This window comes from Caballeronia sp. M1242 (assembly GCF_017220215.1).
In the GTDB taxonomy this organism is placed as follows: Bacteria; Pseudomonadota; Gammaproteobacteria; order Burkholderiales; family Burkholderiaceae; genus Caballeronia.
Genome location: NZ_CP071129.1, coordinates 1,513,861 through 1,540,130 on the forward strand (window position 1 = coordinate 1,513,861; position 26,270 = coordinate 1,540,130).

General features: G+C 64.9%; 23 protein-coding genes. 4 read left to right on the top strand and 19 right to left on the bottom strand.

Going from position 1 to position 26,270, the window contains the following annotated elements; all coding sequences use genetic code 11:
- Window positions 1-20: 20 nt before the first annotated feature.
- The 10 genes from JYK05_RS07020 to JYK05_RS07065 form a co-directional block, all read right to left on the bottom strand.
- Window positions 21-704 (bottom strand): hypothetical protein, encoded by a 684-nt coding sequence (locus JYK05_RS07020; RefSeq protein WP_241269773.1) that lies wholly within the window; start codon window positions 702-704, stop codon window positions 21-23.
- 22 nt (window positions 705-726) lie between these two features.
- Complete coding sequence (bktB, locus tag JYK05_RS07025) at window positions 727-1,911, bottom strand: beta-ketothiolase BktB (RefSeq protein WP_206466487.1); 1,185 nt, start codon at window positions 1,909-1,911, stop codon at window positions 727-729.
- A gap of 37 nt (window positions 1,912-1,948) precedes the next feature.
- Window positions 1,949-2,881: a sugar kinase gene (locus JYK05_RS07030; RefSeq protein WP_206466488.1), complete on the bottom strand. Its 933-nt coding sequence runs from the start codon at window positions 2,879-2,881 to the stop codon at window positions 1,949-1,951.
- A gap of 3 nt (window positions 2,882-2,884) precedes the next feature.
- Window positions 2,885-4,222, bottom strand: a complete 1,338-nt coding sequence (gene rimO, locus JYK05_RS07035; protein WP_206468240.1) for a 30S ribosomal protein S12 methylthiotransferase RimO — start codon at window positions 4,220-4,222, stop codon at window positions 2,885-2,887.
- Window positions 4,223-4,396: 174 nt separating this feature from the next.
- Window positions 4,397-4,972 carry a polyhydroxyalkanoate synthesis repressor PhaR gene (gene phaR / locus JYK05_RS07040; protein ID WP_175940416.1) on the bottom strand — a complete coding sequence of 192 codons (576 nt, stop codon included), beginning with the start codon at window positions 4,970-4,972 and terminating at the stop codon, window positions 4,397-4,399.
- A 161-nt stretch (window positions 4,973-5,133) separates the two neighbouring features.
- Window positions 5,134-5,874 carry a 3-ketoacyl-ACP reductase gene (locus tag JYK05_RS07045; RefSeq protein WP_175940417.1) on the bottom strand — a complete coding sequence of 247 codons (741 nt, stop codon included), beginning with the start codon at window positions 5,872-5,874 and terminating at the stop codon, window positions 5,134-5,136.
- A 94-nt stretch (window positions 5,875-5,968) separates the two neighbouring features.
- Window positions 5,969-7,150, bottom strand: a complete 1,182-nt coding sequence (locus JYK05_RS07050) for an acetyl-CoA C-acetyltransferase (protein ID WP_175940418.1) — start codon at window positions 7,148-7,150, stop codon at window positions 5,969-5,971.
- A 62-nt stretch (window positions 7,151-7,212) separates the two neighbouring features.
- Window positions 7,213-9,264, bottom strand: coding sequence for a class I poly(R)-hydroxyalkanoic acid synthase (phaC, locus tag JYK05_RS07055; protein WP_206466489.1), 2,052 nt, complete (start codon window positions 9,262-9,264; stop codon window positions 7,213-7,215).
- A 299-nt stretch (window positions 9,265-9,563) separates the two neighbouring features.
- The gene (pgeF, locus tag JYK05_RS07060) at window positions 9,564-10,406 is read right to left on the bottom strand and encodes a peptidoglycan editing factor PgeF (protein ID WP_206466490.1); all 843 of its coding nucleotides are present in this window, start codon (window positions 10,404-10,406) and stop codon (window positions 9,564-9,566) included.
- A complete protein-coding gene (locus JYK05_RS07065; protein WP_206466491.1) occupies window positions 10,403-11,587 on the bottom strand; it encodes an RluA family pseudouridine synthase in 1,185 nt (394 codons plus the stop codon). Before JYK05_RS07065 ends, pgeF begins: the two co-directional genes overlap by 4 nt.
- 261 nt (window positions 11,588-11,848) lie before the next feature.
- On the opposite strand from JYK05_RS07065, the gene JYK05_RS07070 reads away from it, so the two are divergent.
- Both JYK05_RS07070 and JYK05_RS07075 read left to right on the top strand, forming a co-directional pair.
- Window positions 11,849-12,652, top strand: a complete 804-nt coding sequence (locus tag JYK05_RS07070; RefSeq protein WP_371747414.1) for an outer membrane protein assembly factor BamD — start codon at window positions 11,849-11,851, stop codon at window positions 12,650-12,652.
- A gap of 204 nt (window positions 12,653-12,856) precedes the next feature.
- Window positions 12,857-13,450: a transposase gene (locus JYK05_RS07075; protein ID WP_206466493.1), complete on the top strand. Its 594-nt coding sequence runs from the start codon at window positions 12,857-12,859 to the stop codon at window positions 13,448-13,450.
- On the opposite strand, the gene JYK05_RS07080 is transcribed toward JYK05_RS07075, so the two are convergent.
- From JYK05_RS07080 to JYK05_RS07090, 3 genes are all read right to left on the bottom strand, one after another.
- Window positions 13,447-15,675, bottom strand: a complete 2,229-nt coding sequence (locus JYK05_RS07080) for an ATP-dependent DNA helicase (RefSeq protein ID WP_206466494.1) — start codon at window positions 15,673-15,675, stop codon at window positions 13,447-13,449. The two genes, JYK05_RS07075 and JYK05_RS07080, sit on opposite strands and share 4 nt — an antisense overlap.
- Window positions 15,676-15,753: 78 nt before the next feature.
- A complete protein-coding gene (locus tag JYK05_RS07085; protein WP_206466495.1) occupies window positions 15,754-15,975 on the bottom strand; it encodes a DUF465 domain-containing protein in 222 nt (73 codons plus the stop codon).
- Window positions 15,976-16,039: 64 nt separating this feature from the next.
- Window positions 16,040-16,852, bottom strand: coding sequence for a colicin transporter (locus JYK05_RS07090; protein ID WP_206466496.1), 813 nt, complete (start codon window positions 16,850-16,852; stop codon window positions 16,040-16,042).
- Between the two features lie 25 nt (window positions 16,853-16,877).
- Between JYK05_RS07090 and JYK05_RS07095 the strand changes: the two genes are divergently transcribed.
- Entirely contained in the window at window positions 16,878-17,129 is a 252-nt protein-coding gene (locus tag JYK05_RS07095; RefSeq protein WP_206466497.1) for a hypothetical protein, read from the top strand.
- Window positions 17,126-19,468, top strand: coding sequence for a Tex family protein (locus JYK05_RS07100; protein ID WP_206466498.1), 2,343 nt, complete (start codon window positions 17,126-17,128; stop codon window positions 19,466-19,468). The genes JYK05_RS07095 and JYK05_RS07100 overlap by 4 nt, the downstream gene beginning before the upstream one ends.
- Window positions 19,469-19,544: 76 nt before the next feature.
- Here JYK05_RS07100 and JYK05_RS07105 read toward each other — a convergent pair whose 3' ends face one another.
- The 6 genes from JYK05_RS07105 to hflC all read right to left on the bottom strand — a co-directional run bounded on the left by JYK05_RS07105 (window position 19,545) and on the right by hflC (window position 26,265).
- Window positions 19,545-21,437 carry a potassium transporter Kup gene (locus JYK05_RS07105; protein WP_206466499.1) on the bottom strand — a complete coding sequence of 631 codons (1,893 nt, stop codon included), beginning with the start codon at window positions 21,435-21,437 and terminating at the stop codon, window positions 19,545-19,547.
- Window positions 21,438-21,722: 285 nt separating this feature from the next.
- Entirely contained in the window at window positions 21,723-22,283 is a 561-nt protein-coding gene (locus tag JYK05_RS07110) for a phosphoribosyltransferase (protein WP_175940430.1), read from the bottom strand.
- Between the two features lie 104 nt (window positions 22,284-22,387).
- Window positions 22,388-23,734 carry an adenylosuccinate synthase gene (locus tag JYK05_RS07115; protein WP_175940431.1) on the bottom strand — a complete coding sequence of 449 codons (1,347 nt, stop codon included), beginning with the start codon at window positions 23,732-23,734 and terminating at the stop codon, window positions 22,388-22,390.
- Window positions 23,735-23,863: 129 nt separating this feature from the next.
- Window positions 23,864-25,036 carry an ATP phosphoribosyltransferase regulatory subunit gene (locus JYK05_RS07120; RefSeq protein WP_206466500.1) on the bottom strand — a complete coding sequence of 391 codons (1,173 nt, stop codon included), beginning with the start codon at window positions 25,034-25,036 and terminating at the stop codon, window positions 23,864-23,866.
- Between the two features lie 89 nt (window positions 25,037-25,125).
- The gene (locus JYK05_RS07125; RefSeq protein ID WP_175940433.1) at window positions 25,126-25,311 is read right to left on the bottom strand and encodes a DUF2065 domain-containing protein; all 186 of its coding nucleotides are present in this window, start codon (window positions 25,309-25,311) and stop codon (window positions 25,126-25,128) included.
- 54 nt (window positions 25,312-25,365) lie between these two features.
- On the bottom strand, window positions 25,366-26,265 hold the full coding sequence (gene hflC, locus JYK05_RS07130; protein ID WP_206466501.1) for a protease modulator HflC: 900 nt from the start codon (window positions 26,263-26,265) through the stop codon (window positions 25,366-25,368).
- Between the last annotated feature and the right edge of the window lie 5 nt (window positions 26,266-26,270).

Sequence of the window (26,270 nt, forward strand, 5' to 3'; positions counted from 1 at the left end):
AGCGTGGATGAAAGAAGGCGTTATTCGCCGATGATGACGTTCGTCGTGCCGCCCACGGCGTTCGGCGGCGAGGAAGGCAACGCAGGCGGCGCGGGTTCGAGCGAAGGCGCGGCGGGCGCAGCGGCGGCGCCGGTGCTGACCGGCGCGCGAGGCAGCGTCACGCCAGCGACGGCAGGCCGCATTTCGAAAGGCTGCGCGTTCGAATCGTCCGGGTCCATGCGTTCGCCCGAGACGCTTCCGTCCGCCTCGAACTTGCCGACCCAGTTGCCGGTAATGTGCGTCCCGTCGTTCGACTCCTCGATTTCGAGCGTTTCGCCGTCGCGGTCGCCCGCCACGAGGATCACCGTCGGGCTGCCGGCGAAGCGATACTCGCCGTGCACGCCGGACGCGTCGTCGGTCTTGGCGCCGAGCTTCATCTCGATCTGCTTGCCGCCGAGCGTGCCCACGTAGCGCGGGAAGCGCGCGTACTCCGGATTCGGCGCGAGCGGCTTTTGCGGCGGCAGCGCGAGCGTCCGGATCGCCTTGTCGGCGCCATACGATTCGCCAGTCAGCGCGCTCCGGGCGCTCGCCGACGCCGACGCTGACGCATCCGGCGGCATCGGCGAATTGCAGCCCGCGAGCGCGAGCGCCGCGGCCAAGCCGGCGGTCATCGTCAGCGCGGCCCGCAAGCCCGGCCGATTCGTTGCCTTCGTTGCTTCTGTCATCCTTCTTTCCTTCGATACCACGTCAAATACGCTCGAAGATCGCGGCGATCCCCTGCCCGCCGCCGATGCACATGGTCACGAGCGCGTAACGCCCGCCGATGCGCTGCAGCTCGTACAGTGCCTTCACCGTGATGAGCGCGCCCGTCGCGCCGATCGGATGCCCGAGCGAAATGCCCGAGCCGTTCGGGTTCACCTTCGCGGGATCGAGCCGCAGTTCCTGCGTGACCGCGCAGGCTTGCGCGGCGAACGCTTCGTTGGCTTCGATCACGTCGAGATCGTCGACGGAAAGGCCCGCGCGCTCCAGCACCTTGCGCGTGGCCGGCACCGGGCCGATGCCCATGATGGTCGGATCGACGCCCGCGTGCGCGTACGCGACGAGCCGCCCGAGCGGCCGCGCGCCGCGCTTTTCCGCGACGCCGCGTTCCATCAGCACGACGGCTGCCGCCGCGTCGTTGATGCCCGACGCGTTGCCCGCCGTCACCGTGCCGTTCTCCTTCGCGAATACCGGCTTCAGCTTCGCGAAGTCTTCGGCCGTCGCGTTCATGCGCACGTGCTCGTCGCGATCGAACACGGTGTCGCCCTTCTTCGATGCGAGCGTGATCGGCAGAATCTGCTCCTTGAAGTAGCCGGATTCGATGGCGTTGGCCGCGCGACGGTGCGATTCCAGCGCGAGCGCGTCCTGCGCCTCGCGCGTGATGCCGTACTTGTTCGCGACGTTCTCCGCCGTCACGCCCATGTGAATTTTGTGGAACGGGTCGTTGAGCGCGCCGAGCATCATGTCGACGACGCGCGCGTCGCCCATGCGCTGGCCGAAGCGCGCGGCGGGCATCACGTACGGCGCGCGGCTCATGTTTTCCGCGCCGCCGCCGATGGCGATGTCCGCATCGCCGAGGAGAATCGACTGCGCGGCCGACACGATTGCCTGCAAGCCCGAGCCGCACAGCCGGTTCACGGTGAGCGCGGGCGCGTGCTGCGACACGCCGCCGTCGAGCGCCGCGACGCGCGCGAGATACATGTCGCGCGGCTCCGTCTGGATCACGTTGCCAAACACGACGTGTCCGACTTCCTCGCCCGCGACGCTCGCGCGGGACAGCGCCTCGCGCACCACGCGCGCGCCGAGATCGGTCGGCGTGAAATCCTTGAGCGCGCCGCCGAAGTCGCCGATTGCCGTGCGTACGCCGCTTGCCACCACCACTTCGCGTTCCATGTCGTCTCCTTTGCCTATCGAATGATTTTATGAAAGCTCACGCCAGCGCGCGTTCGACGGCCGCCCGGTCCGGAATCGGCGCGACCGCGCCGAAGCCTTGCGTCGACAAGGCCGCCGCCGCGTTCGCGTAGTGCGCGGCCGCGAAAGGATCGTCGCCCGCGACGAGCCGCGCGATGAACGCACCGCCGAAGCAATCGCCCGCGCCGGTTGCATCGACCGCATTCACGACACGGCCCGGCACCACGCGCCGCTCGTCCGGCGTCGCGATATACGCGCCTTCCGGGCCGAGCTTCATCGCGACGATTCTCGGGCCGAGCGCGAGCAGCGTATCGACGATGGCGTCTTTGTCTTCATGGCCCGTGAGCACGGTGACGTCGTCCCAGCTCGGCAGACAGATATCGCTCTGGCGGATCGCTTCGAGCATCACCGCGCGGGCGCGGGCGAGCGGCCAGAGCTTCAGGCGCAGGTTCGTGTCGAAGCTGACCTTCACGCCGTTGCTGCGCGCATGGTCGATAGCCGCGAACGCGGCATCGCACGCGCTCACGCCGATCGCGAGACTGATGCCCGACAGATGCACGACTTTTGCCGCCGCAATCATGTCGAGCGGCAAATGCGACGGCGCATAGCGGCTCGCCGCCGACCCCGCGCGCAGATAGTCGAAGCGATGCCCGCTCGCGCCGTGCGACACGAAATAGACGCCCGTTGGCGCGTCCGGATCGACGCGAACGGCGGACGTATCGACGTTTTCCGCGCGCCACAGATCGAGCAGCAGTTGCCCGAAACCATCGTTGCCGACGGCCGAAACGAAGCCCGTCGCCGCGCCCTGCCGCGCCGCCGCGATCAGAAAGTTCGATACGTCGCCGCCGAAACCTTGCAGATACGTCGGCTCGTCACGTCTCGCCTGATTGAACTCGATCATCGCCTCGCCGAGCGCGAGGATGTGCGGCGCGTGGGGCGTTTGCGGGGTCATCGCTTAGACCTCGCCCCACAGATCGTGGCCGTCCGCGCCCGTGATCTTCACCGAAACGAAGTCGCCTGCCTTGTAGCGCTTCGACGCCTTCGTCGGCGGCGCGATATACACGACGCCGTCGATTTCCGGCGCATCCGCCGCCGTGCGCCCGATGCCGCCTTCCGCGCTGATTTCATCGACAAGCACCTTCAGCGTCTTGCCGACCTTCTTCTTCATGCGCTTCGCCGACAGTTCCTCGGCCAGTTCCATGAAGCGCGCGCGGCGTTCCTCGCGCACGTCGTCGGGCAGCGCGCCGTCGAGCTCATTTGCGGTGGCGCCTTCGACCGGCGAATACGCGAAGCAGCCAACGCGATCCAGATCCGCTTCCTCGATGAAGTCGAGCAGCGTCTGGAACTGCTCTTCCGTCTCGCCCGGAAAACCTGCGATGAACGTGCTGCGAATCGTCAGATCGGGGCACATCGCGCGCCATGCCTTCACGCGCTCCAGCACCTTTTCGGCGTTGGCCGGGCGCTTCATGCGCTTGAGCACTTCGGGATGCGCGTGCTGGAACGGAACGTCGAGATACGGCAGCACGTGGCCCTTGAGCGGCCCTTCCGCCATCATCGGGATGACTTCATCGACGCTCGGATACGGATAGACATAATGCAGGCGCACCCACGCGCCGTATTGCGCGGCGAGTTCGCCCAGCGCGCCGACGAGTTCGGTCATGCGCGTCTTGAGCGGCTTGCCGTTCCAGAAGCCGGTGCGGTACTTTACGTCGACGCCGTACGCGCTCGTGTCCTGCGAGATGACGAGCAGTTCCTTCACGCCCGACTTGAAGAGATTCTCGGCTTCGAGCATCACTTCGGCGACGGGGCGCGATACGAGATCGCCGCGCATCGACGGAATGATGCAGAACGTGCAGCGATGGTTGCAGCCTTCGGAAATCTTGAGATACGCGTAATGGCGCGGCGTGAGCTTGATGCCGGCGGGCGGCACGAGATCGACGAACGGATCGTGCGGCTTCGGCAAGTGCGCGTGCACCGCGTTCATCACTTCGTTGGTCGCGTGCGGGCCGGTCACGGCCAGCACCTTCGGATGCACTTCTTCGATGAGCCCGCTGCCGCTCGCGCTCTTTTTCGCGCCGAGGCAGCCGGTCACGATGACCTTGCCGTTTTCGTTGAGCGCCTCGCCGATGGCGTCGAGGCTTTCCTGCACCGCTTCGTCGATGAAGCCGCACGTATTGACGACGACGAGGTCGGCGCCGTCATAGCTGCCGGAGATTTGATAACCCTCGGCGCGCAACTGGGTGATGATCTGCTCCGAATCGACGAGGGCTTTCGGGCAGCCGAGGCTGACCATGCCGATCTTCGGCGCGGAGTGGGTCTTGACGATTGAATCTGGGGAATTTTTCACGGGGAAACGGTCGGATGAGGGGCGTCGCCGGACGCACGAGGCCAATCCCGTATTTTACCCCGGAGCATCCGTGAAAGCCCTTCCGGGCCGGCTCGCCCGAAGCGAGGACGCCCGGCTTGCCTACTTCTTGTCCCCTGACGGCGCAGTCGGCGTCGGGAACGGGAACGTGTTGAACATCGTCTTCGCCTGATTCTGCATCTGCTCCTGCATCTGCACGAACATGTTCTTCGACTGCTCGATGTAGCTCGTCATCATGCCCTGCATCATCGGGGCCTGCATGTTCATGAACTGCGACCAGACTTCCGGATTGAGCGCGTTGCCGTCGTAGATGCCCTTGCTTTGCTCCGAGAGCTTCTGCTGGATGTCGATGAACGCCTGAATGTTCTTCTCCAGATACGTGCCCATCATGCCCTGCATGGCGTGGCCGTAGAAGCGGATGATCTGCGAGAGCATCACCGAGGAGAACATCGGCAAGCCGCCGCTCTCTTCTTCCAGAATGATCTGCAAAAGGATGCTGCGCGTCAGGTCGTCGTTGGACTTGGCGTCGAGCACCTTGAAGTCTTCCTGATCGAGCACGAGCTGCTTCACGTCGGACAACGTGATGTAGGTGCTCGTCTCCGTGTCATAGAGCCGCCGGTTCGGATATTTTTTGATGAGTCGTTCGGCGGATTTCTTTGTAGTAGTCGTGGTGGTCATTGAACGCCTTCAAAACGCGAGACTTTACTGCGATGGCAGCAAGCATGTCTTGCGTTGTCGCAAAAAAGCGTTGCTGCGGGTTCGCCGCATCGTTGATGTATCCGGCAGGCGGCATTCGCCGGCGCGGACGCCCCATGCGCCCCGCCGGCGATCGCGGCCCGTCAGCCCATGTGCAATCCACCGTTGAGCGAGAAATCCGCCCCGGTGGAGAAACCCGATTCCTCCGACGCCAGCCACGCGACGATCGAGCCGATCTCGTCCGGCGTGCCGAGACGCCGCACCGGAATGGTCGCGACGATCTTCTCCAGCACTTCCGGGCGAATGGACTTCACCATGTCCGTGCCGATATAGCCCGGCGAGACCGTGTTGACCGTCACGCCCTTGGTCGCCACTTCCTGCGCGAGCGCCATCGTGAAGCCGTGAATGCCGGCCTTGGCCGTCGAATAGTTCGTCTGGCCGAACTGGCCTTTCTGCCCGTTCACCGACGAAATGTTGATGACCCGTCCCCAGCCGCGCTCGACCATGCCGTCGATCACCTGTTTCGTGACGTTGAAGAGGCTCGTCAGATTCGTATCGATGACCGCGGTCCAGTCCTCGTGTGTCATCTTGCGGAACACGACATCGCGCGTGATGCCCGCGTTGTTGACGAGCACGTCGACTTCGCCGACTTCGGCCTTCACCTTGTCGAACGCGTTCTTGGTCGATTCCCAGTCACTGACGTTGCCTTCGGAGGCGATGAAGTCGAAGCCGAGCGCCTTCTGGTCTTCGAGCCATTTCACCCGGCGCGGCGAGTTCGGCCCGCAGCCTGCCACGACCGTGAAGCCGTCCTTGTGGAGCCGCTGGCAAATGCTGGTGCCGATGCCGCCCATCCCGCCCGTTACATACGCTACGCGCTTCGTCATGCTCGACTCCCTTTTCGTTATGCGGTGCGCGCCCGAAGGCGCCGCCCGCTTGTCCCTTTCTTCGTTCCGACGCGGCTTGCAGCCGCTTGCCGTGTTACAGCCGCTCGACCGCCAGCGCGACGCCCATGCCGCCGCCGATGCACAGCGACGCCAGGCCCTTCTTCGCATCGCGCTTCTGCATTTCGTGCAGCAGCGTGACCAGAATGCGGCAGCCCGACGCGCCGATCGGATGCCCGATCGCGATCGCCCCGCCGTTCACGTTGATCTTCTCCTGATCCCAGCCCATCTGCTTATGGACCGCCAGCGCCTGCGCGGCGAACGCTTCGTTGATCTCCATCAGGTCGAGATCGTCGATGCTCCAGCCCGCGCGTTCCAGACAGCGCTTCGATGCCGGCACCGGACCCATGCCCATGATCTTCGGATCGACGCCCGCGCTCGCGTACGCCTTGATGCGCGCGAGCGGCGTGAGACCCAGCGCTTCGGCCTTCTTCGCCGACATCACGACCACGGCCGCCGCGCCGTCGTTGATGCCCGAAGCGTTCGCCGCCGTCACCGTGCCTTCCTTCGAGAACGCGGGCTTCAGTCCCGCGAGTGCTTCGGCGGTGACGCCGTGGCGCACGAACTCGTCCGTGGCGAACTGGATCGGCTCGCCTTTGCGCTGCGGGATCGACACGGGCACGATTTCGTCGTTGAAGCGGCCGGCCTTTTGCGCGGCTTCCGCCTTGTTCTGCGACAGCGCGGCGAACGCATCCTGCGCTTCGCGCGTGATGCCGTATTCCTTCGCGACGTTTTCTGCGGTGGTGCCCATGTGGTAGTTGTTATAGACGTCCCAGAGGCCATCGACGATCATCGAGTCGATGAGCTTCGCATCGCCCATGCGGAAGCCGTCGCGCGAGCCGGGCAGCACGTGCGGCGCGGCGCTCATGTTCTCCTGGCCGCCCGCGACGATGATCTCGGAATCGCCCGCGATGATCGCGTTGGCCGCGAGCATCACTGCCTTGAGTCCCGAGCCGCAAACTTTGTTGATCGTCATGCCGGGGACCATCTCCGGCAAGCCGGCCTTGATAACCGACTGGCGCGCCGGGTTCTGCCCCGAGCCCGCGGTCAGCACCTGGCCCAGAATGACTTCGCTGATTTGCTCGGGCTTCAGACCCGCGCGCTCGAGCACCGCGCGAATCACGGTGGCGCCGAGTTCCGGCGCTGCGATCTTCGCAAGCGAGCCGCCGAATTTGCCAACCGCGGTGCGCGCGGCCGATACGATCACTACGTCAGTCATTTCCGTTTCCTTTGGCATCGAATGTTAGAGCGGTGTGGCTGCGGCCGATCCGTTCGCGTCGGTCAACTGTCGCGCTTGAGGACGTAACGGCCCGGAGCCGCCTCGATCACAGGATAATCCTTCGAGCCGAGCCCTGCGCTCGCCTTCTGCTGCTCGCCGGACTGCTTGGCGAGCCACTGCGTCCACGTCGGCCACCAGCTGCCGGGATGCTCGCTCGCGGCGTCGAACCAGGCGTCGGCGGTTTCCGGCAGGCGCTCGCCCGCGCTATCCAGCATCCAGAAACTGCGCTTGTTCTTCGACGGCGGATTGATCACGCCCGCGATATGCCCCGATGCGCCGAGCACGAAGGTCTGCGGCCCGGAGAGCAGCGGCGCCGAAGCATACGCCGACTTCCACGGCACGATATGGTCTTCGCGCGAACCGTAGATGAATGTGGGCGTCGTGATGGTCGACAAGTCGATCGGCACGCCGAGCACCGTCACCGCGCCCGGCTCGCGCAGCTTGTTCTCCAGATACGTGTTGCGCAGATACCAGACGCACATGGGACCGGGCAGGTTCGTCGAATCGCTGTTCCAGAAGAGCAGATCGAACGCTTGCGGCGTGCGGCCCTTCAGGTAGTTATCGACGACGTAGTTCCACACGAGATCGTTCGGGCGCAGATATGAGAACGTGTTCGCGAACTCGATGCCGCGCATGAGTCCCGGCGGCGCGCCGTTCTTGCCGCCGATGGTCTGCTCGCGCATGGCCACGTGCGCCTCGTCGACGAAGACGTCGAGCACGCCCGTGTCGGAGAAGTCGAGCATCGAGGTGAGCAAGGTCATCGACGCGGCCGGCTCGTTGCCGCGCGCCTTCTCGACGGCGAGCGCCGTGGCGAGCAGCGTCCCGCCGATGCAGAAGCCGAGCGTATTGATCTTGTCCGCGCCCGAGATGTCGGAGACGACGCTCATCGCCTGCATCACGCCTTCGCCGACATAATCGTCCCACGTCTTGTGAGCAATGGACTGGTCCGCATTGCGCCACGAGATCATGTACACCTGCTGGCCGGATTCGAGCGCATGACGCACGAGCGAGCCTTCCGGCGAAAGATCGAGGATGTAGAACTTGTTGATGCACGGCGGCACGATCAAGAGCGGCCGCGCATACACCTTCGGCGCGAGCGGCTTGTACTGAATGAGCTGCATGAGCTCGTTCTCGTACACGACCGCGCCTTCGGTCGTCGCGACGTTTTTGCCGATGGCGAACACCGATTCGTCCGACTGCGAGATCTTGCCGCGCTGCATGTCGTTGAGCAGGTTCAGCATGCCCTGGCGCAGACTTTCGCCCTTGCTTTCGATGAGCGCCTTCTGCGCCTCGGGATTCAGCGCGAGATAGTTGCTCGGCGCGGCCGCGGCGGCCCACTGCTGCACGGCGAAGCGAATGCGCTCGCGCGTCTTCGGATCGCTCTGCACGGCGTCGGCGAGTTCCTGAAGATAGCGCGCGTTCAGCAGATACCATGCGGCCGTGAATGCGAACGCGGGCGTCGATTGCCACGCGGTGTCCTTGAAACGCCGATCCTTGAGCGCAGCCGGATCGATGCTCTGTCCGCTCGCCTGTTTCATCAGTTCGCCGACGTCGCGCGTGTAGTCGCTTTGCAGTTGATGCAGGCGCTCGGGCGCGATGGCCGCCGTCGGAATCTTCGGCAACGTCGGCAGGCCCTGCATCGCCGCGCCGAAGCCCGGCATGCTGCTCGCGAGCTTCGCGAATTCGGCGAGACCGTTCATCTTCGCGAGGTCCGGCATCTGCGGCATGCTCGCGATGGTCGGAAAAGCGGTCGGGAATCTACCCGGGAACGCGCCCGGAAGACCGCCGAAACCTTGGAACGGGAAACCGCCGAATGCGGAAGAAGGCGAAGCGCCGCCGTTCGCGGACGCGCCATCAGCCGCCGGATTCGCCGGATTCGTCTGTTGAGTGAATTTCGCCCACTGCGCCGGATCGGCGACCGCGCGCCACGCATTCAACCATTGGTCGAATGCCTGCTGTACGCCTGCCGTGTTGTCGGCTGCTGGCTGCGCCGGGGTGCTGTCTTCGGCGGCGGTACGGGAGCGGGAAGATGAAGAGGATGTTTTGGAAGCCATACCCGCCTTTGACCTCTGAGTCTCGAAAGACTGATTGCTGATGCAGGCATTGCCGGGCCGTCTCGGCCAGCGCGCGAAAGTATGGGTGCGCCTTTGCGCGCCGGGCGGGAGCCGCCCTCGCTACGCCGTGCCCGATTGAACACAAATCTGGGAACATTCTTGCGCTTGGGCGTCAAGCATGTCAATGCTTCGTCCCGATTTTGCCGCAGTGCGATGTTTTTATAATTATCGTTTTCCCCCATGAAAGAAATGCCTTTTTGCCGCGCGGTTTCGGGCGTTCGGTGATGCGGCTTTTCCGATCAATCGGCGAGCCAGATCATCGCGGCCATGCGGCCCGTCACGCGGTCGCGCCGGTAGGAATAGAAGCGCGTTTCTTCGGTCACGGTGCAGTGCGTGCCACCGTGAATGCGCGCCGCGTCGATGCCGATATCGGCGAGCCGCAACCGCGCGAGCGCGTAAATATCCGCGAAGTATTTGCCGGGCGCGCCGGCGGCCTTGAATGCGGCGGCGGTCGCGTCCCGGCTTTGTGCCCGACTCGCGGCGACGAACGCGTCGAGCACGTCTTCGCCGACCTCGAACGCATTCGGTCCGATCGCCGGTCCCAGATAAGCGTTCAGTGCCGATGTCGGCGTGCCGGCGAGCGCCGCCACGCGCTCGCCCGTCTTCTCGACGATGCCGCCAGCGAGCCCGCGCCAGCCCGCATGCGCCGCGCCGACCGCCCGGCCTTCGTCATCGCAGAAGAGCACGGGCAGGCAGTCCGCCGTCATCACGACGCAGACGATGCCCGCGCGATCCGTCACGCTCGCGTCGGCGCGCGTCGGCCCTGACGCGCGCGCCTCGATGACCGCGTGGGCGTCTTCGACTTGCGTGCCGTGGATCTGTTCGAGCCACGCGGCGTCGCGCGCGCCGGTCAGCGCGAGCGCGCGGCGGCGGTTCTCCTGCACGGCGGCGGGCGCATCCCCGGTCGAAAGGCCCAGATTCAAACCGCCCGCTTGCGGCGCGCCGCCGTCATACGGCGCCTCGCTCACGCCGCCCGCGCGCGTCGTCACGAACGCGTGGACGCGCGGCGCCACGCGCCATTGCGGCCAGAGGCAGTGTTTCGGGTCCAATGCGTATGGCTGCGCCGCGTGTGAATCGGTCATGCTTCGTCGTCCTCGTAATCGTCGTCGCCCTCGCCCTCTTCCCAGTCTTCGTCCGCCTCGTAGACCTGCACGAACTCCTCGTCTTCGTCTTCGTCGTCGAATTCCGCTTCGTCTTCGCGTCCGAATCCGAGTGCGGCGGCGAGCGCGGTCATATCCTCGGGCACGTCGGCGCGCCAGTGCACGGCCTTGCCCGTCACCGGATGGATCAGGCCGAGCCGCCACGCATGCAGCGCCTGCCGCGCGAAGCCGTCCGGCAGCGGCGTCACCGAACGCTTGCCGCGCGCGCGCCCGTAGACCGGATCGCCCAGAAGCGGATGTCCGACGTGCGCGCAATGCACGCGAATCTGGTGCGTGCGGCCCGTTTCGAGATCGCAATGAATGGCGCTCACCGGCTGGCCTTGCCACCTCGCCCGGTCGATGGTGCGAAAGTGCGTGCGCGCCGGCTTGCCCGCCGCGCTCTGCACGACCGCCATGCGCGTGCGTTCGCGCGGATCGCGGCCGATGGGCGCGTCGATGGTGCCGTCCTCCGGCATGGTGCCCCACACGAAAGCGACATAACGGCGCTTCACCGTGCGCGCCTGCAACTGGCGCACGAGGTCCGTTTGCGCTTCGAGCGTGCGCGCGACGACCATCAGCCCGGACGTCTCCTTGTCCAGCCGATGCACGATGCCCGCGCGCGGCAAGCCGGCCGCGGCACTGCCGTAACGATGCAGCAGGCCGTTCAGCAGCGTGCCGCTCCAGTTGCCGGCCGCGGGATGCACGACCATTCCCGCGGGCTTGTTGATGACGACGAGCGCGTCGTCTTCGTACACGATGTCGAGCGGCACCGGCTCGGGCGTGAAGGCGAGTTGCTCGGGCAACAGGTCAGGGACGAGCGAAATGGTCGCGCCGAGCGGCACCGGCTGGCGCACTTTCGCGCTCGCGCCGTCGACCAGCACGCGGCCCTCTTCGATCCAGCTTTGCAGACGACTGCGCGAAAACTCCGGGAAAACCTTGGCAAGCACCTTGTCGAGCCGGTCGCCCGCGAGTTCGTCGGGCACGCGCGCCGTGCGAGGCGCGTCGGCGCCTTGTTGCGGGCCCGCGCCGGCTTCCGATTCGGGCAAAGCCGAGTCGTCGCCGTTGGCGCATGGGCTATAATCTTTGAGTTGGTCTTTGGTACGACGAGTACTTGAGCGAGTCATGTGAACGAGAGATTGACGGGAAGCAGACCGCGGTCTCTATCGAAGCCGACAGGAAGCCGACAGCCTGACGAGTCATCACGCGCGACCGTTGCGAATGACGAAACGGGGCGAAACGAGGCGATCGACCGAGCAGCGCGCCGCGCGCAAAAGACTGCACCGGAAGCACTGCCGCACACAGTTGGAATTAGTTAAGAAGCAAGCCAGAAATCAGCCCAGGAAATGCAAGCACTGATGCGAGCCTTCAACACCATTCATCAAGCGATGCAGCGATCGATCAAGTATCTGGCGCTGGCCGCGAGCGTCGCCATCGTCACGGCCTGCCACGGCCTGCCCGAGAAAACCGACGAAACGGCAACGTGGAATAACAACAAATTATATACGGAGGCCCAGGACGCGCTATCCGGCAGCGACTGGGGCAAGTGCGCCAAGTATTTCGAGGCGCTCGAAGGCCGCGACCCGTTCGGCCACTTCGCGCAGCAGGCGCAGATCAACGTCGCGTACTGCAACTGGAAGGACGGCGAAACCGCCTCGGCGGATCAGGCCATCGACCGTTTCATCCGCCTGCATCCGGATCATCCGGATATCGCGTATGCGTATTATCTGAAGGGCATGATCCACTTCAACGACGACCTCGGTCTCTTCGGCCGCTTCTCCGGCCAGGACATGAGCGAGCGCGATCCGAAGTCGCTGCGCGAGTCGTATGACGCGTTCAAGGTGGTCGTCGACAAGTATCCGCAAAGCAAGTACGCGCCGGACGCCGCCCAGCGCATGCGCTATATCGTGAACGCGCTGGCTTCGCATGAAGTGCATGCCGCCGATTACTACTTCCGCCGTGGCGCGTATGTGGCCGCGATCAACCGGGCGCAACTCGCCATTCGCGAATACAAGAACGCCCCGGCTACCGAAGACGCGCTGCACATCATGATGATGTCGTATCAGAGGCTCGATCAGCCGCAACTCGCCGACGACACCAAGCGCGTGCTCGCCGCGACGTTCCCAGACAGCCCGTATGTCACCGGCAAGCGTCGTCCGGGCACGGACAAGCCCTGGTATCAGATCTGGTAATGCATGTCGAACGGCCGGCGCGCTTGCGCCGGCTTCGTTTGCAAGGGCGTTGAATCGCCCTATTTTTTCGTCCAGATTTTTGCCATTTGGCAACAAAGTCCGGCAACAGAATCCCGCAACAAAATTTAGCAATCCTGAAGGCGTTCGCAGGCATCCGTGCGAAGCGAGCCCTCGTCTGCAACACGTTTTCTGCAAGAGACCAGCATGGCTGTAACGGTTCCGCGCACCCAGCGCGACGCATTTCTCGACACGATGGATTCCTTGCTGCCCTGGCCGACGCTGTGCGCGATCGTCCAGCCGAACCTCGAGGCGCGGGTGCACACCGAGCGCATGCTGCGGATTTGCCTGCTGCAAAGCTGGTTCGGTCTGTCCGATCGTGATTGCGCGGACGCGCTCATCGACAGTATCGGCCTGCAGCGATTCGCGCGTATCGACGCCGAACGCGACGGCTTTCCCGACGCGCGCGCCATCCGTGAGTTTCGCGGTGACTTGCAGTCGCGGGAACGGGCGCAGCCGTTGGCGGCCGAGGTCAACCGCGTGCTGGCGTCGAACGGGATCCGCGTCAAGCCGGGCGCGATCGTCAACGCGCGCATTTTCGCCGACGCGCCGGGGCGACGCGGCGAAACCGCGCCGAAGCCCGTTGCCAGCAAGGCTGCCACGCGGCCGAGCTTCGACGGCGCATACGGCCGTCAATCGATGCGCGTGCGCCTCGCGCGTGGCGCCGACGAGGCCGCAGCCGAGCGCGCCGCGCGGCTCGCTCAGGCGATCTTCAACGTGCGCAGCGTCACGGAAGGCTAGTCGGCCAGTTCCACCGCCGAGCTGCGCGAATCGCTGAAGAACGCGCGCACGACATCGAGCTCGCGCGTGCGCTTGAACGGCGGCAGGCTTTGCCAGATGCGCCGTCCGTACGGTTTGTCGACGAGGCGCGTGTCGCAGATCATCAGCACGCCGCGATCCGTTTCCGCGCGAATCAGTCGACCCGCGCCCTGCTTCAGCGTGATGACCGCCTGCGGCAACTGATGCACGGCGAACGGGCTCAGTCCTTTTTTTGTGAGCGCATCGAGGCGCGCGGCCAGCACCGGATCGTCCGGCGGCGCGAACGGCAGCTTGTCGATCACGACGAGCGAGAGCGCATCGCCGCGCACATCGACGCCTTCCCAGAAGCTCTGGCTGCCCACGAGAATCGCGTTGCCGTATGCACGGAAGCGGTCGAGCAGTTCCGTGCGGCTCGCATCGCCCTGAACCAGCAGCGGATTCTGCCAGCCGCGACGCTCGATCACGTCGCGCAGCCGCGCCGAAATGCGATCGACCGCGCGCAGCGTCGTGCACAGCACGAACACGCCGCCGCCGGCCGCCTCGATCACTGGGAGCGCCGCCTCGAAGACGGCATCCGTGAATTGTGGCGACGACGGCTGCGGCAGATTGCGCGGCACGTACAGCAACCCTTGCGTCGGATAATCGAACGGGCTCGGCAGCGTCATCGAACGGCGCGCGTTCAGGCCCATTTGCGCCGCGTAGTGCGTGAAGTCGCCGCGCACCGAAAGCGTCGCCGACGTGAAGATCCACGCACGCGGCACGCCCGCGCGCTGCTTCGCGAAGATCGGCGCCACGGATAGCGGCGTCTCGTGCAACTGCACCGTGTGCGAGAACACCTCGACCCAGCGCACCATCTCATTCGGCTCGTCCTTCGCCGTCTGTTGCGCGGTGTCTTCGTCGTCCGCGACGGCGCGTTCGAGCGGCGTCGGCGGCGTGGTCCAGCCCGCGAGCAAGTCCTGCAACTCGCGCGCGCGCCGCACGAGCGCCTGCAGCGATTCTGCCCGCTCCGCATGCGACGACAGCGCCGCCGCGAGCGCATCGAGGTGCGTTTCGAGCGTGTCGAGCGCCTCGAAGAGCGGATGCCCGTCCGGAAGCTGGCCGAGCGAAAAGCGCGCCGAATCTTCCTTGAACGCGAGCCGCAAATCACGCGCCGCCCGCTCCAGCGCCGCGCCGAGCTTGGTCCAGTCGGCCGCGTCGCGCGCGTGGCTCAGGCCCTCCGCGACGGTATCGCGCGCCAGTTCCAGCAGTTGCGTGGTGGAAAGCGTCTCGCCGAAGAAGAGCGTCGCCGTTTCGGGCAACTGATGCGCTTCGTCGAAGATGATGGTGTTGGCCATCGGCAGCAATTCGGCCATGCCGGTATCGCGCAACATCACGTCGGCGAAGAACAGATGGTGATTCACCACGACGATATCGGCCTGCTGCGCCTCCTTGCGCGCCTGCATCACGAAGCAGTCCTTGTAGTGCGGACACTCCTGACCGAGGCAGTTGTCGCGCGTGGAGGTGACCATCGGCCAGACGGGCGAGTTTTCGGGGACGCTCGCGAGCTCGGCCTTGTCGCCCGTGCGCGTGATTTTCGCGAAGCGGACGATCTCCTGCAGATGCGACGTGTCCTGGCGCGACGGCAGCCGGCCGTTGTCGGCGGTGCGCCCCAGATAGTAGTGACAGAGGTAGTTCGCGCGGCCCTTGAGCATCGCGACCGACACCGGCACGGCGAGCGCGTCGCGCACGGTCGGAATATCGCGCTGGAAGAGCTGATCCTGCAGATGCTTCGTACCCGTCGAGACGATGACCTTGCCGCCCCACAACATGGCCGGGACGAGATAAGCGTAGGTCTTGCCCGTGCCGGTGCCGGCCTCGACGATCAACGTGTTCTCGCCGCCGTCGATGGCGGCCTTCGCGGTCGCGATGCCGACGTCGTCGGCCGTCTCTTCGTCGGGCGCATGCGGCTTGTCCGACGGCCCGAGCTTGCGCGCGGGGCGGCGCTGCGCTTCGAACATCGCGGGCTCGGGCATCGCGCGGCCGGACGCTTCCATCGCCGCGGCGACCGAGCGCGCCATTTCAATCTGCGATGCGCGCGGCCGATAGCCGTCGATGGCGCGGGCGAGCAGGCCATCGGCGGAGAAGATCGCATCGAGTTCGACGCTGCGTTTGTTCGTCAGCGCGAGCGGCGCGCTCGCGGCATCGGACGGTTGGGCGGGAGAGTTCAAAGGGAGCCTGATCCTGCGAATACTGCGGTTTCGTGCCGTGCGCCACGCGCAGGCGACTGCGCCACGCGTCGGGGCCGCTCAGTGCGGGTCCGTGTCCAGCTGCAATTGCAGCAGGAGGATGGTGTCTTTCACCTTGAGCTTGCGCTTTTTCAAGCGCCGCAGCTCGAGGTCGTCGATGCCGGACAGCTTGCCGATGAGCGTGTCCAGACCGCGATGCTCGTCCTGCAATTGCGCGATGCGGTCGCGGATCATCGCGGCATCCGCTGCGCTTTGTCGGGGTGCGTTCAAGCGTTGCTGCATGCTCGCCTCCTGTCCCGGGACACCCGGTCGGCCCGGTGGGCCCGGTCTTCGCGCCGACGCGGCGCTACTTGCCTTGCTGCTGCTGTTGTTGCTGCTGTTGCTTCAACTGCTCTTGCTGTGCTTGCTGTGCCTTTTCCTGCTGCTTGCGGGCGGCTTCCTTCTGACGCGCTTCGACTTCCGCGCGATGCTGCGCCGCTTCCTGCTGCTTCTGCTCGAATCGCTGCGCCTTCTGTTCGCGCTCCTGCGCTTCCTGCACGCCGCGGGCGCGAGCGTCCTCCAGCTTCTTCTGGTAGTCCGCCTGCTTCTGATCGTAAGCCTTCTGGTTCGCCGCGCGCTGCGGAGCTTCCGCGTTGCGCTGGGCGGCGGCGAGCGCGTTCTGGCGCTGCTTGTCCTCGTACGCCTGCTGGTTCGCGCGCTCGTTGGCCGCGCGTTGCGGCGCGTCGGCTTCGTATTGCGCCTGTTTCAACGCCGTCTGCCGGTCGCGCTCTTTCACGCGTTCCGCGCGTTGCTCGTCGTTCAGCGCGAGTTGCTCCTGCCGGATCTGCTGACGCGCCTCGCGCATCTCGGTGCGCGCATTGTCGAGACAATGGTTCACGAAGAACTTGCTGTAGCAGTCGTGCTGCTTCACGCCATAGCGATAGTCGTTCTCCGACGTGCGCTGGTCGAGCGCCTTCTGACGCCGCTCGAAGCCGGCGCGAAGGGCGGCGTCGGCGCTGTTGTCCGCGCTGTTGTCGGCGCTCGCCGCGCCGCTTTGGGACGCATCGAGCGGCTGCGTGCTAACTGCGGTCGTCGGGTCGATGGGCTTCGGCGTCTGGGCGTTCGCATACCGCGGCAAGACGACGGCAAGCGCGCATATCGACGATGCGGCAACAGCCATCGGCGCGAGCTTCGTAAGGCGAAAGTTGAGCAAGTTGATGAACGGCAACGTGATAAGGAATCAGGTGCGCGAAGGTGAAAAACGGGCGTGCGCGGTCCCGAAATTCTATCACCGCGCGCCGGAGCGCTTCGGCATTTATGGCAAAATGCCCCGCTCAGAAACCCGGCCCATCGCTCGTCGCGGCGCGCCGCGAGGCCTCGAGCGCCGCCCGCACGGACGCGGCGATGCAGGACGCCCGCGCCGCTTTCCGACGAGCCAGCAGACAGCGCAATCATGACGGAAACCGTAGCACTCAAGATCGTACAGCGCATTGCCACCGAGCTCACCGTGCAGCCGCGCCAGGTCGCCGCCGCCGTGCAGCTTCTCGATGAAGGCTCCACTGTCCCGTTCATCGCCCGGTATCGGAAGGAAGTCACCGGCAATCTCGACGACACGCAACTGCGCACGCTCGAAGAGCGCCTTCTCTATCTGCGCGAACTCGAAGACCGGCGCGCGGCGATCCTGCAAAGCATCGACGAGCAAGGCAAGCTGACCGACGAACTGCGCGGCGCGATTGAAGGCGCCGACAGCAAGCAGGTGCTCGAAGACCTCTATCTGCCGTACAAGCCTAAGCGCCGCACGCGCGCGCAGATCGCGCGCGAAGCCGGGCTCGAGCCGCTCGCGCAGGCGCTCCTCGCCGATCCGACGCTCGATCCGCACACCGAAGCGGCGAAGTTCGTCGATGCCGAGAAAGGCGTCGCGGACACGAAAGCCGCGCTCGACGGCGCGCGCGACATTCTCTCGGAACAGTTCGGCGAGACCGCCGAAATTCTCGGCAAGCTGCGCGAATATCTGTTCAATCAGGGGCTCGTGATATCGAGCGTGGTGGACGGCAAGGAAGGCGAAGAAGGCGAGAAATTCCGCGATTACTACGACTACAGCGAGACGGTGCGCACGGTGCCGTCGCATCGCGCGCTCGCGCTCTTCCGCGGGCGCAATGCCGGCGTGCTGTCGGTGAAGCTCGGTCTCGGCGAAGAACTAGATACACAAGTGCCGCATCCGTGCGAAGCGATGATCGCGCACCATGTCGGCATCTCGAACCGCAACCGCCCGGCCGACAAGTGGCTCTCCGATGTCTGCCGCTGGTGCTGGCGCGTGAAGGTGCAGCCGCATATCGAGAACGAACTGCTCACGCAACTGCGCGAAGAAGCCGAACACGAAGCGATTCGCGTGTTCGCGCGCAATCTGAAAGACCTGCTGCTGGCGGCGCCCGCGGGTCCGAAGGCCGTGATCGGTCTCGATCCGGGTCTGCGCACCGGCGTGAAGGTGGCGGTCGTCGATCGCACCGGCAAGCTGCTCGCCACCGATACCATCTACCCGCACGAGCCGCGCCGCGACTGGGACGGCTCGCTTGCGAAGCTCGCGCGAATCGCACGCGAGACGAAGGCCGAACTCGTTTCGATCGGTAACGGCACCGCCTCGCGCGAAACCGACAAGCTCGCGAGTGAACTCATCGCGAAGCATCCGGATCTGAAGCTGCAAAAGATCGTGGTGTCGGAAGCGGGCGCGTCGGTGTATTCGGCGTCCGAACTCGCCGCGAAGGAGTTTCCCGAACTCGACGTATCGCTGCGCGGCGCGGTGTCGATCGCGCGGCGTCTGCAAGACCCGCTCGCGGAACTGGTCAAGATCGAGCCGAAAGCCATCGGCGTCGGCCAGTATCAGCATGATGTGAATCAGCGCGAACTCGCGCGTTCGCTCGACGCCGTGGTGGAAGACTGCGTGAACGCCGTCGGCGTCGATGCGAACACAGCTTCCGTCGCCCTGCTCGCCCGCGTGTCGGGTCTCAATGCGACGCTCGCGCGCAATATCGTCGAATACCGCGACGCCAACGGGCCGTTCCCGTCGCGCGAGCATCTGCGCCGCGTGCCGCGTCTCGGCGACAAGACCTTCGAGCAGGCGGCGGGCTTTCTGCGCATCAACAACGGCGAGAATCCGCTCGACCGCTCGTCAGTGCACCCGGAAGCGTATCCGGTGGTTGAGCGCATTCTCGCGAAAATCAACAAGCACGTCGGCGATGTGCTCGGCAAGCGCGAGGCGCTCGCGGGCCTCTCGCCCGCCGAATTCGTCGACGATCGTTTCGGTCTGCCGACCGTGCGCGACATTCTCGCGGAACTCGAAAAGCCGGGCCGCGATCCGCGCCCCGAGTTCAAGACCGCGACGTTCCGCGAAGGCATCGAGAAAATCTCGGACCTCGCGCCGGGCATGGTCCTCGAAGGCGTGGTGACGAACGTCGCGGCGTTCGGCGCGTTCGTCGATATCGGCGTGCATCAGGATGGACTCGTCCACGTGTCGGCCATGTCGACGAAGTTCATCAAGGACCCGCACGAAGTCGTGAAGGCCGGTCAGGTCGTGAAGGTCAAAGTGCTCGAAACCGACGTCAAGCGCCAGCGGATCTCGCTGACCATGCGTCTCGACGACGATTTCGCGCCGGCATCCGCAGCCAACGCGGGCGCGCCGGCGCGCGGCGGGCAGGATCGGCGCGCGGCCGGCGGCGGGCGCGACGCGCGCCCGAACCAGCGCCGCGAGCCGGAACCGGCAGGCGCGATGGCCGCGGCGTTCGCGAAACTCAAACGCTGATTCGGCAGGCTCCAACGAAAAAACCCACGCTTCGCGGCGTGGGTTTTTTGTTTGTGCTCCGTGACCGAGAGCGCGGTCAGATCTCGATCTTGGTCCCGAGTTCAACCACGCGATTCGCCGGAATGCTGAAGAAATCGGTGGGCTTCGCGGCGTTCTGATGCATCCACGCGAAGACACGTTCACGCCATACCGACATGCCCGGAAGCTCCGTCGGCACCACGGTTTCGCGCGCCATGAAGAACGAGGTGTCCATCAACTCGAAGGTCATCGCGTGCGTGCGCGTGATCTGCTCGAGCACGGCCTTCACGTCCGGCGTTTCGTTGAAGCCGTACGCCGCTTTCACCAGAAACAGCCCGCCGCCGATGTCCTTCACGTCCAGGCGATGCGAGTCGTCCACGTACGGAATATCGCGCGTAATGAAGTTGAGAAATATCGTGCGCTCGTGCAGCACCTTGTTGTGCTTCAGATTATGCAGAAGGCTCACCGGAACGAGCGAATCGCTGCCCGTCAGATAGATGGCCGTGCCCGACACGCGATGCGGCGGATGCGCGAGCAGCCCTTGAAGGAACGGCATCAGCGGAATACCGTCCGCCGCCGTGCGGTCCTTCACGATCATGCGGCCCTTGTACCACGTCATCAAGAGGAAGAAGAGCGCCCCGCCGATGCACAGCGGCAGCCAGCCGCCCTGCTCGATCTTCAACAGGCTGGCGCCGAAGAAGCCGATGTCGATCACAAGGAACACGGCGATCATCCCGCCGACGAGAAAGCGGTTCCAGCCCCACAGGTTCGTCATCACGACCGACACGAGGATGGTGGTCACGAGCATCGTCGCGGTCACGGCGAGACCATAGGCCGCCGCGAGATTCTCCGAGCTCTTGAAGCCGACGACGATGCACAGAATGATGAACAGCAGCATCCAGTTGACGAGCGGGATATAGATCTGCCCGATGGCCAGTTCCGACGTATGCAGGATCTTCATGCGCGGTACGTAGCCGAGCTGAATGGCCTGACTCGTGAGCGAGTACGCGCCCGAGATGACGGCTTGCGACGCGATGACGGTAGCGATGGTCGAGAGAATGACGAGCGGCAGCAGCGCCCATTCCGGCGCGAGCAGGAAGAACGGACTCTCGATGGCCTTCGGCGAGTGCATCAAGAGCGCGCCTTGGCCGAAGTAGTTCAGCAAGAGCGACGGCATCACGAGTCCATACCAGCCGAAGCGGATAGGCTTTGCGCCGAAGTGCCCCATGTCCGCGTAGAGCGCCTCTGCACCGGTTAGCACCAGCACCACCGATCCGAGCACGATATACGCTTGCAGCACGTGGTCGGCCATGAACGAGAACGCATAGTACGGATTCAGCGCGACCAGCACGCCCGGCGCGAGCGCGATGTGATACGCGCCCAGCACCGCGAGCGTCAGGAACCACAGCAGCATGATCGGCCCGAACAGCTTGCCGACGACCGCCGTGCCGTGCCGCTGAATCCAGAAGAGCATGATGAGGATGATCATCGTGATCGGAATCACGTACGGCGACAGCTTGGGCGCGGCGATTTCCAGACCTTCCACCGCCGAAATGACGGACATGGCCGGCGTGATGACGGCATCGCCATAGAACATGCACGCGCCGAAGATGCCGAGCATCATCAGCACGCCGGAGAGCCGGCCGGGATCTTTCACGCTGCGCAGCGCGAGGGTCATCATCGCGAACACGCCGCCTTCGCCGTTGTTGTCGGCGCGCATGACGAACAGCACGTATTTGATCGCGACCACCATCACGATGGCCCAGAAGAGCAGTGAGATGACGCCGAGAATCGAGGCTTCGGAAAGACCGATGCCGTGCGAGGGACTGAAGGCTTCCTTCAGCGCATAAAGAGGACTCGTGCCGATGTCGCCGAAGACGACGCCGATGGCCGCGAGCGCAAGCGAAGGCAACGGCTGTTTGCGCTCTTGCGCGTGAGTCAGGGTAGTCATAAAAACGAAATGTCCGTCCAGAGCGGTAAAAAACCGAACGCCATTCTATCTAACGCCGCGCGCAAAAACGGCCTCTCGCATGTTGCTCACTTGCCACGAGAGGCGCGACTGGAAGTTTAGCATCGCGCCCCAAACGCGTCGGCAGGTCGTGCATGCTTACGCGCATCCTTCCGCCGGCTTGATGCGCGGGTCGCGGTGAAAGCGGCCCGAAATGCAAAACGCCGTTGCGCCGGGCACAAGCCCGGACGCAACGGCGCCTCTTGTCGAAACAAAGCGGTGGTTGGCTTACGCGCGGCCGTTTTGCATGCCTCGCTTGATCCACGCGCCGAGGTTGTGCGGACGCACCGTGTCCCATTCCTCGAACGGCTGATGAATCCACGGATTCGTTTCGAGAAACTGAACGTGGTAGTCCGGCTTCACCTTCGAGCACGCCTTGTACCACAGCACTGCGGAACGCACGGCCGTGATCGCGGGATAACGCTCCTTCAGATGCTCCTGTACGCGCGCGAGCGTCACGCCCGAATCGACGAGATCGTCCACCAGCAGCACATTGCCCGACAACTCGCCGCGCGTCATGGTGATGTACTGCGCGATGTCGAGATCGCCCTGCTGCGTGCCCGCGGCTTCGCGATACGAGCTCGTCGCGAGAATGGCGAGCGGCAGGTCGTAGATGCGCGACAGCTGGTCGCCCACGCGCAGGCCGCCGCGCGCGAGACACAGGATCTTGTCGAACTTCCATCCGGAGTCGTGCACGGTCAGCGCGAGCAGTTCGATCAACCGGTGATATTCGTCCCAGTTGACCCAGAGATTCTTGTCGTCGTTACGCGGGTCGGTCATCGCGATCATGGTGAGGCTCTTTCGATTGCATACTGCGGTTATATACGAAATGTGGCCGCATGAAGCGGCCACATTCTTTACAGCGTCCGGTTCAGGTCGAGGCTAACGCGCGCTCAGACCTTGAACGGATGACGAAGCAGAATGGTTTCGTCGCGGTCCGGACCGGTCGAAACCATGTCGATCGGCACGCCGGCCACTTCCTGCACGCGCGTGAGATAAGCGCGCGCATTCTCCGGCAGGCTGTCCCACTGCGTGATGCCGATGGTGCTTTCCTTCCAGCCGCCGAAGGTCTCGTAGACCGGCTCGCAGCGCGCCACTTCGGATGCACCGCGCGGCAGGATGTCGACCGGCTTGCCGTCGAGCGTATAGCCGACGCACAGCTTCACTTCTTCGAGGCCGTCGAGCACGTCGAGCTTGGTCATGCACAGGCCCGAGATGCCGTTGATCTGAATGGAACGGCGCAGCGCGGCGGCGTCCAGCCAGCCGGTGCGGCGCGGGCGGCCCGTGACCGAGCCGAATTCCTTGCCGACCGTGGCGAGGTTCAGACCCACTTGATCCTGACGCTGCGCGTTGTCCGCATCGTACAGCTCGCTCGGGAACGGGCCCGAACCGACGCGCGTGCAGTACGCCTTCGTGATGCCGAGAATGTAATTCAGCTTCTGCGGGCCGACGCCCGCGCCGGCCGTCGCCGCACCGGCGACGCAGTTGCTCGACGTGACGAACGGATACGTGCCGTGGTCGATATCGAGCAGCGTGCCTTGCGCGCCTTCGAACAGCAGATTGCGGCCAGCGTGATTCTCGTCGTAGAGACGGCGGGAGACGTCGGTGACCATGGGCGCGAGACGGTCGGCGAAGCCGAGCATCGTGTCGAGCGTTTGCTGGAAGTCGACGGCCTTCGCGCCGAGGTACTGCGTTAGCACGAAGTTATGGAAGTCGAGCGCTTCGGAGAGACGCTCTTCGAACACGGCGCGGTCGAAGAGATCCTGCACGCGCAGGCCGCGTCGCGCGACCTTGTCTTCGTACGCCGGGCCGATGCCGCGCCCCGTCGTGCCGATCTTGCCGGCGCCGCGCTTCGCTTCGCGCGCCTGGTCGATGGCGACGTGGTACGGCAGAACCAGCGTGGCGGCTTCGGAAATGAACAGGCGCTTCGAAACGTCGATGCCCGCGCCTTCCAGTTCGTCGATTTCCTTGAAGAGCGCCTCGGGCGACAACACGACGCCATTGCCGATGTAACAGGCCGTGCCCGCGCGCATGATGCCCGACGGGATGAGGCGCAGAATGGTTTTCTTGCCGCCGATGATGAGCGTGTGTCCGGCGTTGTGGCCGCCCTGGAAGCGCACGACGCCCTGGGCGTGGTCCGTCAGCCAGTCGACGATCTTGCCCTTGCCCTCATCACCCCATTGGGTGCCCACCACGACGACATTGCGCCCTGGGTTCACATTCACTGCACTGGCAGACATGTTGATTCGTTAGCTGGTTAAAAACGTATTTTACCTATGTTCGCGGCGCGTTCCGAATTTTTCGGGATGCGTTTCGCGATTCCGTCACGTCGGCGCGCGCACGCGCGTCTTCGCAAAAGTCCTTGCCGATCAGACGCCTGCGCGCGCCGGCGTCACGCGCTCTTCCACTTCCCACCGGCCGTCGCGTTCGATTAGCACGCGGTCGAACGCAAACTCGTCGAGGTCGTGATCGTGGCCCGGCAACGCCTGAATCACGACTTCTCCGGCATCGCGCAATGCTGCGACCGCCGCGCGCAGCGGTTCGTCGTGCCTCCACGGCGCGAGGATCGCACTGCCGCGCGCATCGACGGGAGAAATGCGCGCCACTTCGCGCAGATCGAGCGAGAAGCCCGTCGCGGGGCGCGCCCGGCCGTAGGCGAGGCCCACGTCGTCGTAACGGCCGCCGCGCGCCACCGCGTTCGGCACGCCATCGACGTACGCCGAAAACATCACGCCGCTGTGGTATGCGTAGCCGCGCAGATCGGCGAGGTCGATCATCAGTTCGGCGCCATCCGCCTGCGCCGCGAGGAACGCGAGATCGTCGAGCGCGCGCGCGATCACCGGCAGATTCGGCAGGCGCGCACGCGCCGTCTCGAGCACGGAGGCATCGCCGTAGAGCGATGGCAACGCGCGCAATGCCTCGCGCGGCACCTGACCGAGATGCGCCGTCAGTTCGTTCAGGCGCGGCACGTCCTTGCTCGCGAGCGCGTCGTAGAGCGCCTCGCCGAGCGATGCCGCCGCCGGCTCCAGTTCGAGCAACGCCGCCAGCACGCCCGCGTGACACAGATCGAGCCGCACTTTCGTCAGACCGGCGAGATGCAGCGAGTCGAGCATCAGCTGCTGAATTTCGAGGTCGGCTTCGAGGCCGGCGTGGCCGAAGATTTCCGCGCCGATCTGAATCTGCTCGCGCGTGGCGTGCAGGCCGCGCGGACGCGTGTGCAGCACGACGCCGGCATAGCACAGGCGCGTCACGCCTTGCCGGTTCAGCAAGTGCGCGTCGATGCGCGAGACTTGCGGCGTGATGTCGGCGCGCAGCCCGAGCGTGCGCCCCGACAGTTGATCGACGAGCTTGAACGTGCGCAGATTGAGGTCGCTGCCGCCGCTCGTCAGCAGCGATTCGAGGTATTCGAGCATCGGCGGCATGACGAGCTCGTAGCCGTACGAACGGAAGCGGTCGAGCAGGCGCCGGCGCAGTTCTTCGATCTTGCGCGCTTCCGACGGCAACACGTCGGCAATATTCTCGGGAAGAAGCCAGGTGGACATCGATACGTTTCCTGCGGGGCGCGACGCGTCAAAGCGCGGCGCGCATGAAGGATAAGGACAAAGATAGGCGAAAAGACGCTGCTTCGCGGCTACGTCGCGATAACGAGCAGAATCAGCCCCAGCACCATCGCGATCAACCCGCCGATGCGGATGTGATGCGGCGGGCGCTCGGCGATGCGGCGGAACGTATCGCGCCAGGCCGTCGGAAAGACGAAGGGGAACATGCCTTCGATAATCAACATCAACGCAAGAGCGAGCAGTATCGTCTCGACCATTGTCTACGGAGGATGAGCGCCGCGCGACGTAAGAGCCGCGCGGCGCGGGTGCGGTCAGCGCTTCGGCGCGGCGGAGGCGGACGTGTCGGCGCCGCCGTTCGGGCTCTTCATGAAACGGAAGAAGTCGCTGCTCGGGTCGACCACGATCACGTCGCCCGCCTTGAACGTCTTCTTGTACGCTTCGAGGCTCTGATAGAACTGGTAAAACTGCGGGTCGCGTCCATAGGCATCGGCGGCGATGGCTGCCGCCTTGCTGTCTCCTTCGCCCTTGATGGACTGCGCCTGGCTGTAGGCGTCGGCGAGAATCTGCTGCTGCTCGCGCTCGGCGTCGGCCTTGATCTTGTCGGCGTCCGCGGTGCCCTTCGCGCGCTCGTTCGCCGCCGCCTGCTGACGCGCGGCGATCATGCGCTTGTAGACGGAATCCGCCACCGCCGACGGAAAGTCGACGCGCGTCATTTGAAGATCGACCAGCTTCACGCCGAATCCCGATGCCGCGCCTTCCACCGCCTTCTGCGCCTCGGTTTCAAGCGCTTGCTGATTGGCGAGCGCATCGCTGAGCGAACGATTCGCGAACGCGCTCGCAAGCGCGGTGCGGGTCAGCGCGGCGAGGCGTTCCTGCGCGCTCTGCGTGTTCTTTTCGTTGCTCACGAAGAGCTTAAGCGGATCCGCCACGCGATACTTGATGACCGTGTTGACCAGCACTTCGTTCTTGTCCGACGTGGTGAAGCGGTCCGCCCCGCCCTCGTCGATGGTGAGCGTGCGTGTGTCGATGAGCGTCAGCGTCTGAAACGGCGGCGGCAGCTTGAAGTGCAGGCCCGGGCCATCCAGACGCGGGTTGCTGTCGCCATGCGCGGCCACGACGCCGGCATGCCGTTCGTCGACGGTAAAGACCATCGACGAGCCGATGAAGAGCACGACCACGACCGCGACGACGAGCGCAATGATTCGATTCATGTTGA

Excerpts from the sequence above, each read along its gene's own strand:
- JYK05_RS07020 (WP_241269773.1), bottom strand. The coding sequence starts at position 704 with ATGACAGAAGCAACGAAGGCAACGAATCGGCCGGGCTTGCGGGCCGCG.
- bktB (WP_206466487.1), bottom strand. The coding sequence starts at position 1,911 with ATGGAACGCGAAGTGGTGGTGGCAAGCGGCGTACGCACGGCAATCGGC.
- JYK05_RS07030 (WP_206466488.1), bottom strand. The coding sequence starts at position 2,881 with ATGACCCCGCAAACGCCCCACGCGCCGCACATCCTCGCGCTCGGCGAG.
- rimO (WP_206468240.1), bottom strand. The coding sequence starts at position 4,222 with ATGGTCAGCCTCGGCTGCCCGAAAGCCCTCGTCGATTCGGAGCAGATC.
- phaR (WP_175940416.1), bottom strand. The coding sequence starts at position 4,972 with ATGACCACCACGACTACTACAAAGAAATCCGCCGAACGACTCATCAAA.
- JYK05_RS07045 (WP_175940417.1), bottom strand. The coding sequence starts at position 5,874 with ATGACGAAGCGCGTAGCGTATGTAACGGGCGGGATGGGCGGCATCGGC.
- JYK05_RS07050 (WP_175940418.1), bottom strand. The coding sequence starts at position 7,150 with ATGACTGACGTAGTGATCGTATCGGCCGCGCGCACCGCGGTTGGCAAA.
- phaC (WP_206466489.1), bottom strand. The coding sequence starts at position 9,264 with ATGGCTTCCAAAACATCCTCTTCATCTTCCCGCTCCCGTACCGCCGCC.
- pgeF (WP_206466490.1), bottom strand. The coding sequence starts at position 10,406 with ATGACCGATTCACACGCGGCGCAGCCATACGCATTGGACCCGAAACAC.
- JYK05_RS07065 (WP_206466491.1), bottom strand. The coding sequence starts at position 11,587 with ATGACTCGCTCAAGTACTCGTCGTACCAAAGACCAACTCAAAGATTAT.
- JYK05_RS07070 (WP_371747414.1), top strand. The coding sequence starts at position 11,849 with ATGCAGCGATCGATCAAGTATCTGGCGCTGGCCGCGAGCGTCGCCATC.
- JYK05_RS07075 (WP_206466493.1), top strand. The coding sequence starts at position 12,857 with ATGGCTGTAACGGTTCCGCGCACCCAGCGCGACGCATTTCTCGACACG.
- JYK05_RS07085 (WP_206466495.1), bottom strand. The coding sequence starts at position 15,975 with ATGCAGCAACGCTTGAACGCACCCCGACAAAGCGCAGCGGATGCCGCG.
- JYK05_RS07090 (WP_206466496.1), bottom strand. The coding sequence starts at position 16,852 with ATGGCTGTTGCCGCATCGTCGATATGCGCGCTTGCCGTCGTCTTGCCG.
- JYK05_RS07100 (WP_206466498.1), top strand. The coding sequence starts at position 17,126 with ATGACGGAAACCGTAGCACTCAAGATCGTACAGCGCATTGCCACCGAG.
- JYK05_RS07105 (WP_206466499.1), bottom strand. The coding sequence starts at position 21,437 with ATGACTACCCTGACTCACGCGCAAGAGCGCAAACAGCCGTTGCCTTCG.
- JYK05_RS07110 (WP_175940430.1), bottom strand. The coding sequence starts at position 22,283 with ATGATCGCGATGACCGACCCGCGTAACGACGACAAGAATCTCTGGGTC.
- JYK05_RS07115 (WP_175940431.1), bottom strand. The coding sequence starts at position 23,734 with ATGTCTGCCAGTGCAGTGAATGTGAACCCAGGGCGCAATGTCGTCGTG.
- JYK05_RS07120 (WP_206466500.1), bottom strand. The coding sequence starts at position 25,036 with ATGTCCACCTGGCTTCTTCCCGAGAATATTGCCGACGTGTTGCCGTCG.
- JYK05_RS07125 (WP_175940433.1), bottom strand. The coding sequence starts at position 25,311 with ATGGTCGAGACGATACTGCTCGCTCTTGCGTTGATGTTGATTATCGAA.
- hflC (WP_206466501.1), bottom strand. The coding sequence starts at position 26,265 with ATGAATCGAATCATTGCGCTCGTCGTCGCGGTCGTGGTCGTGCTCTTC.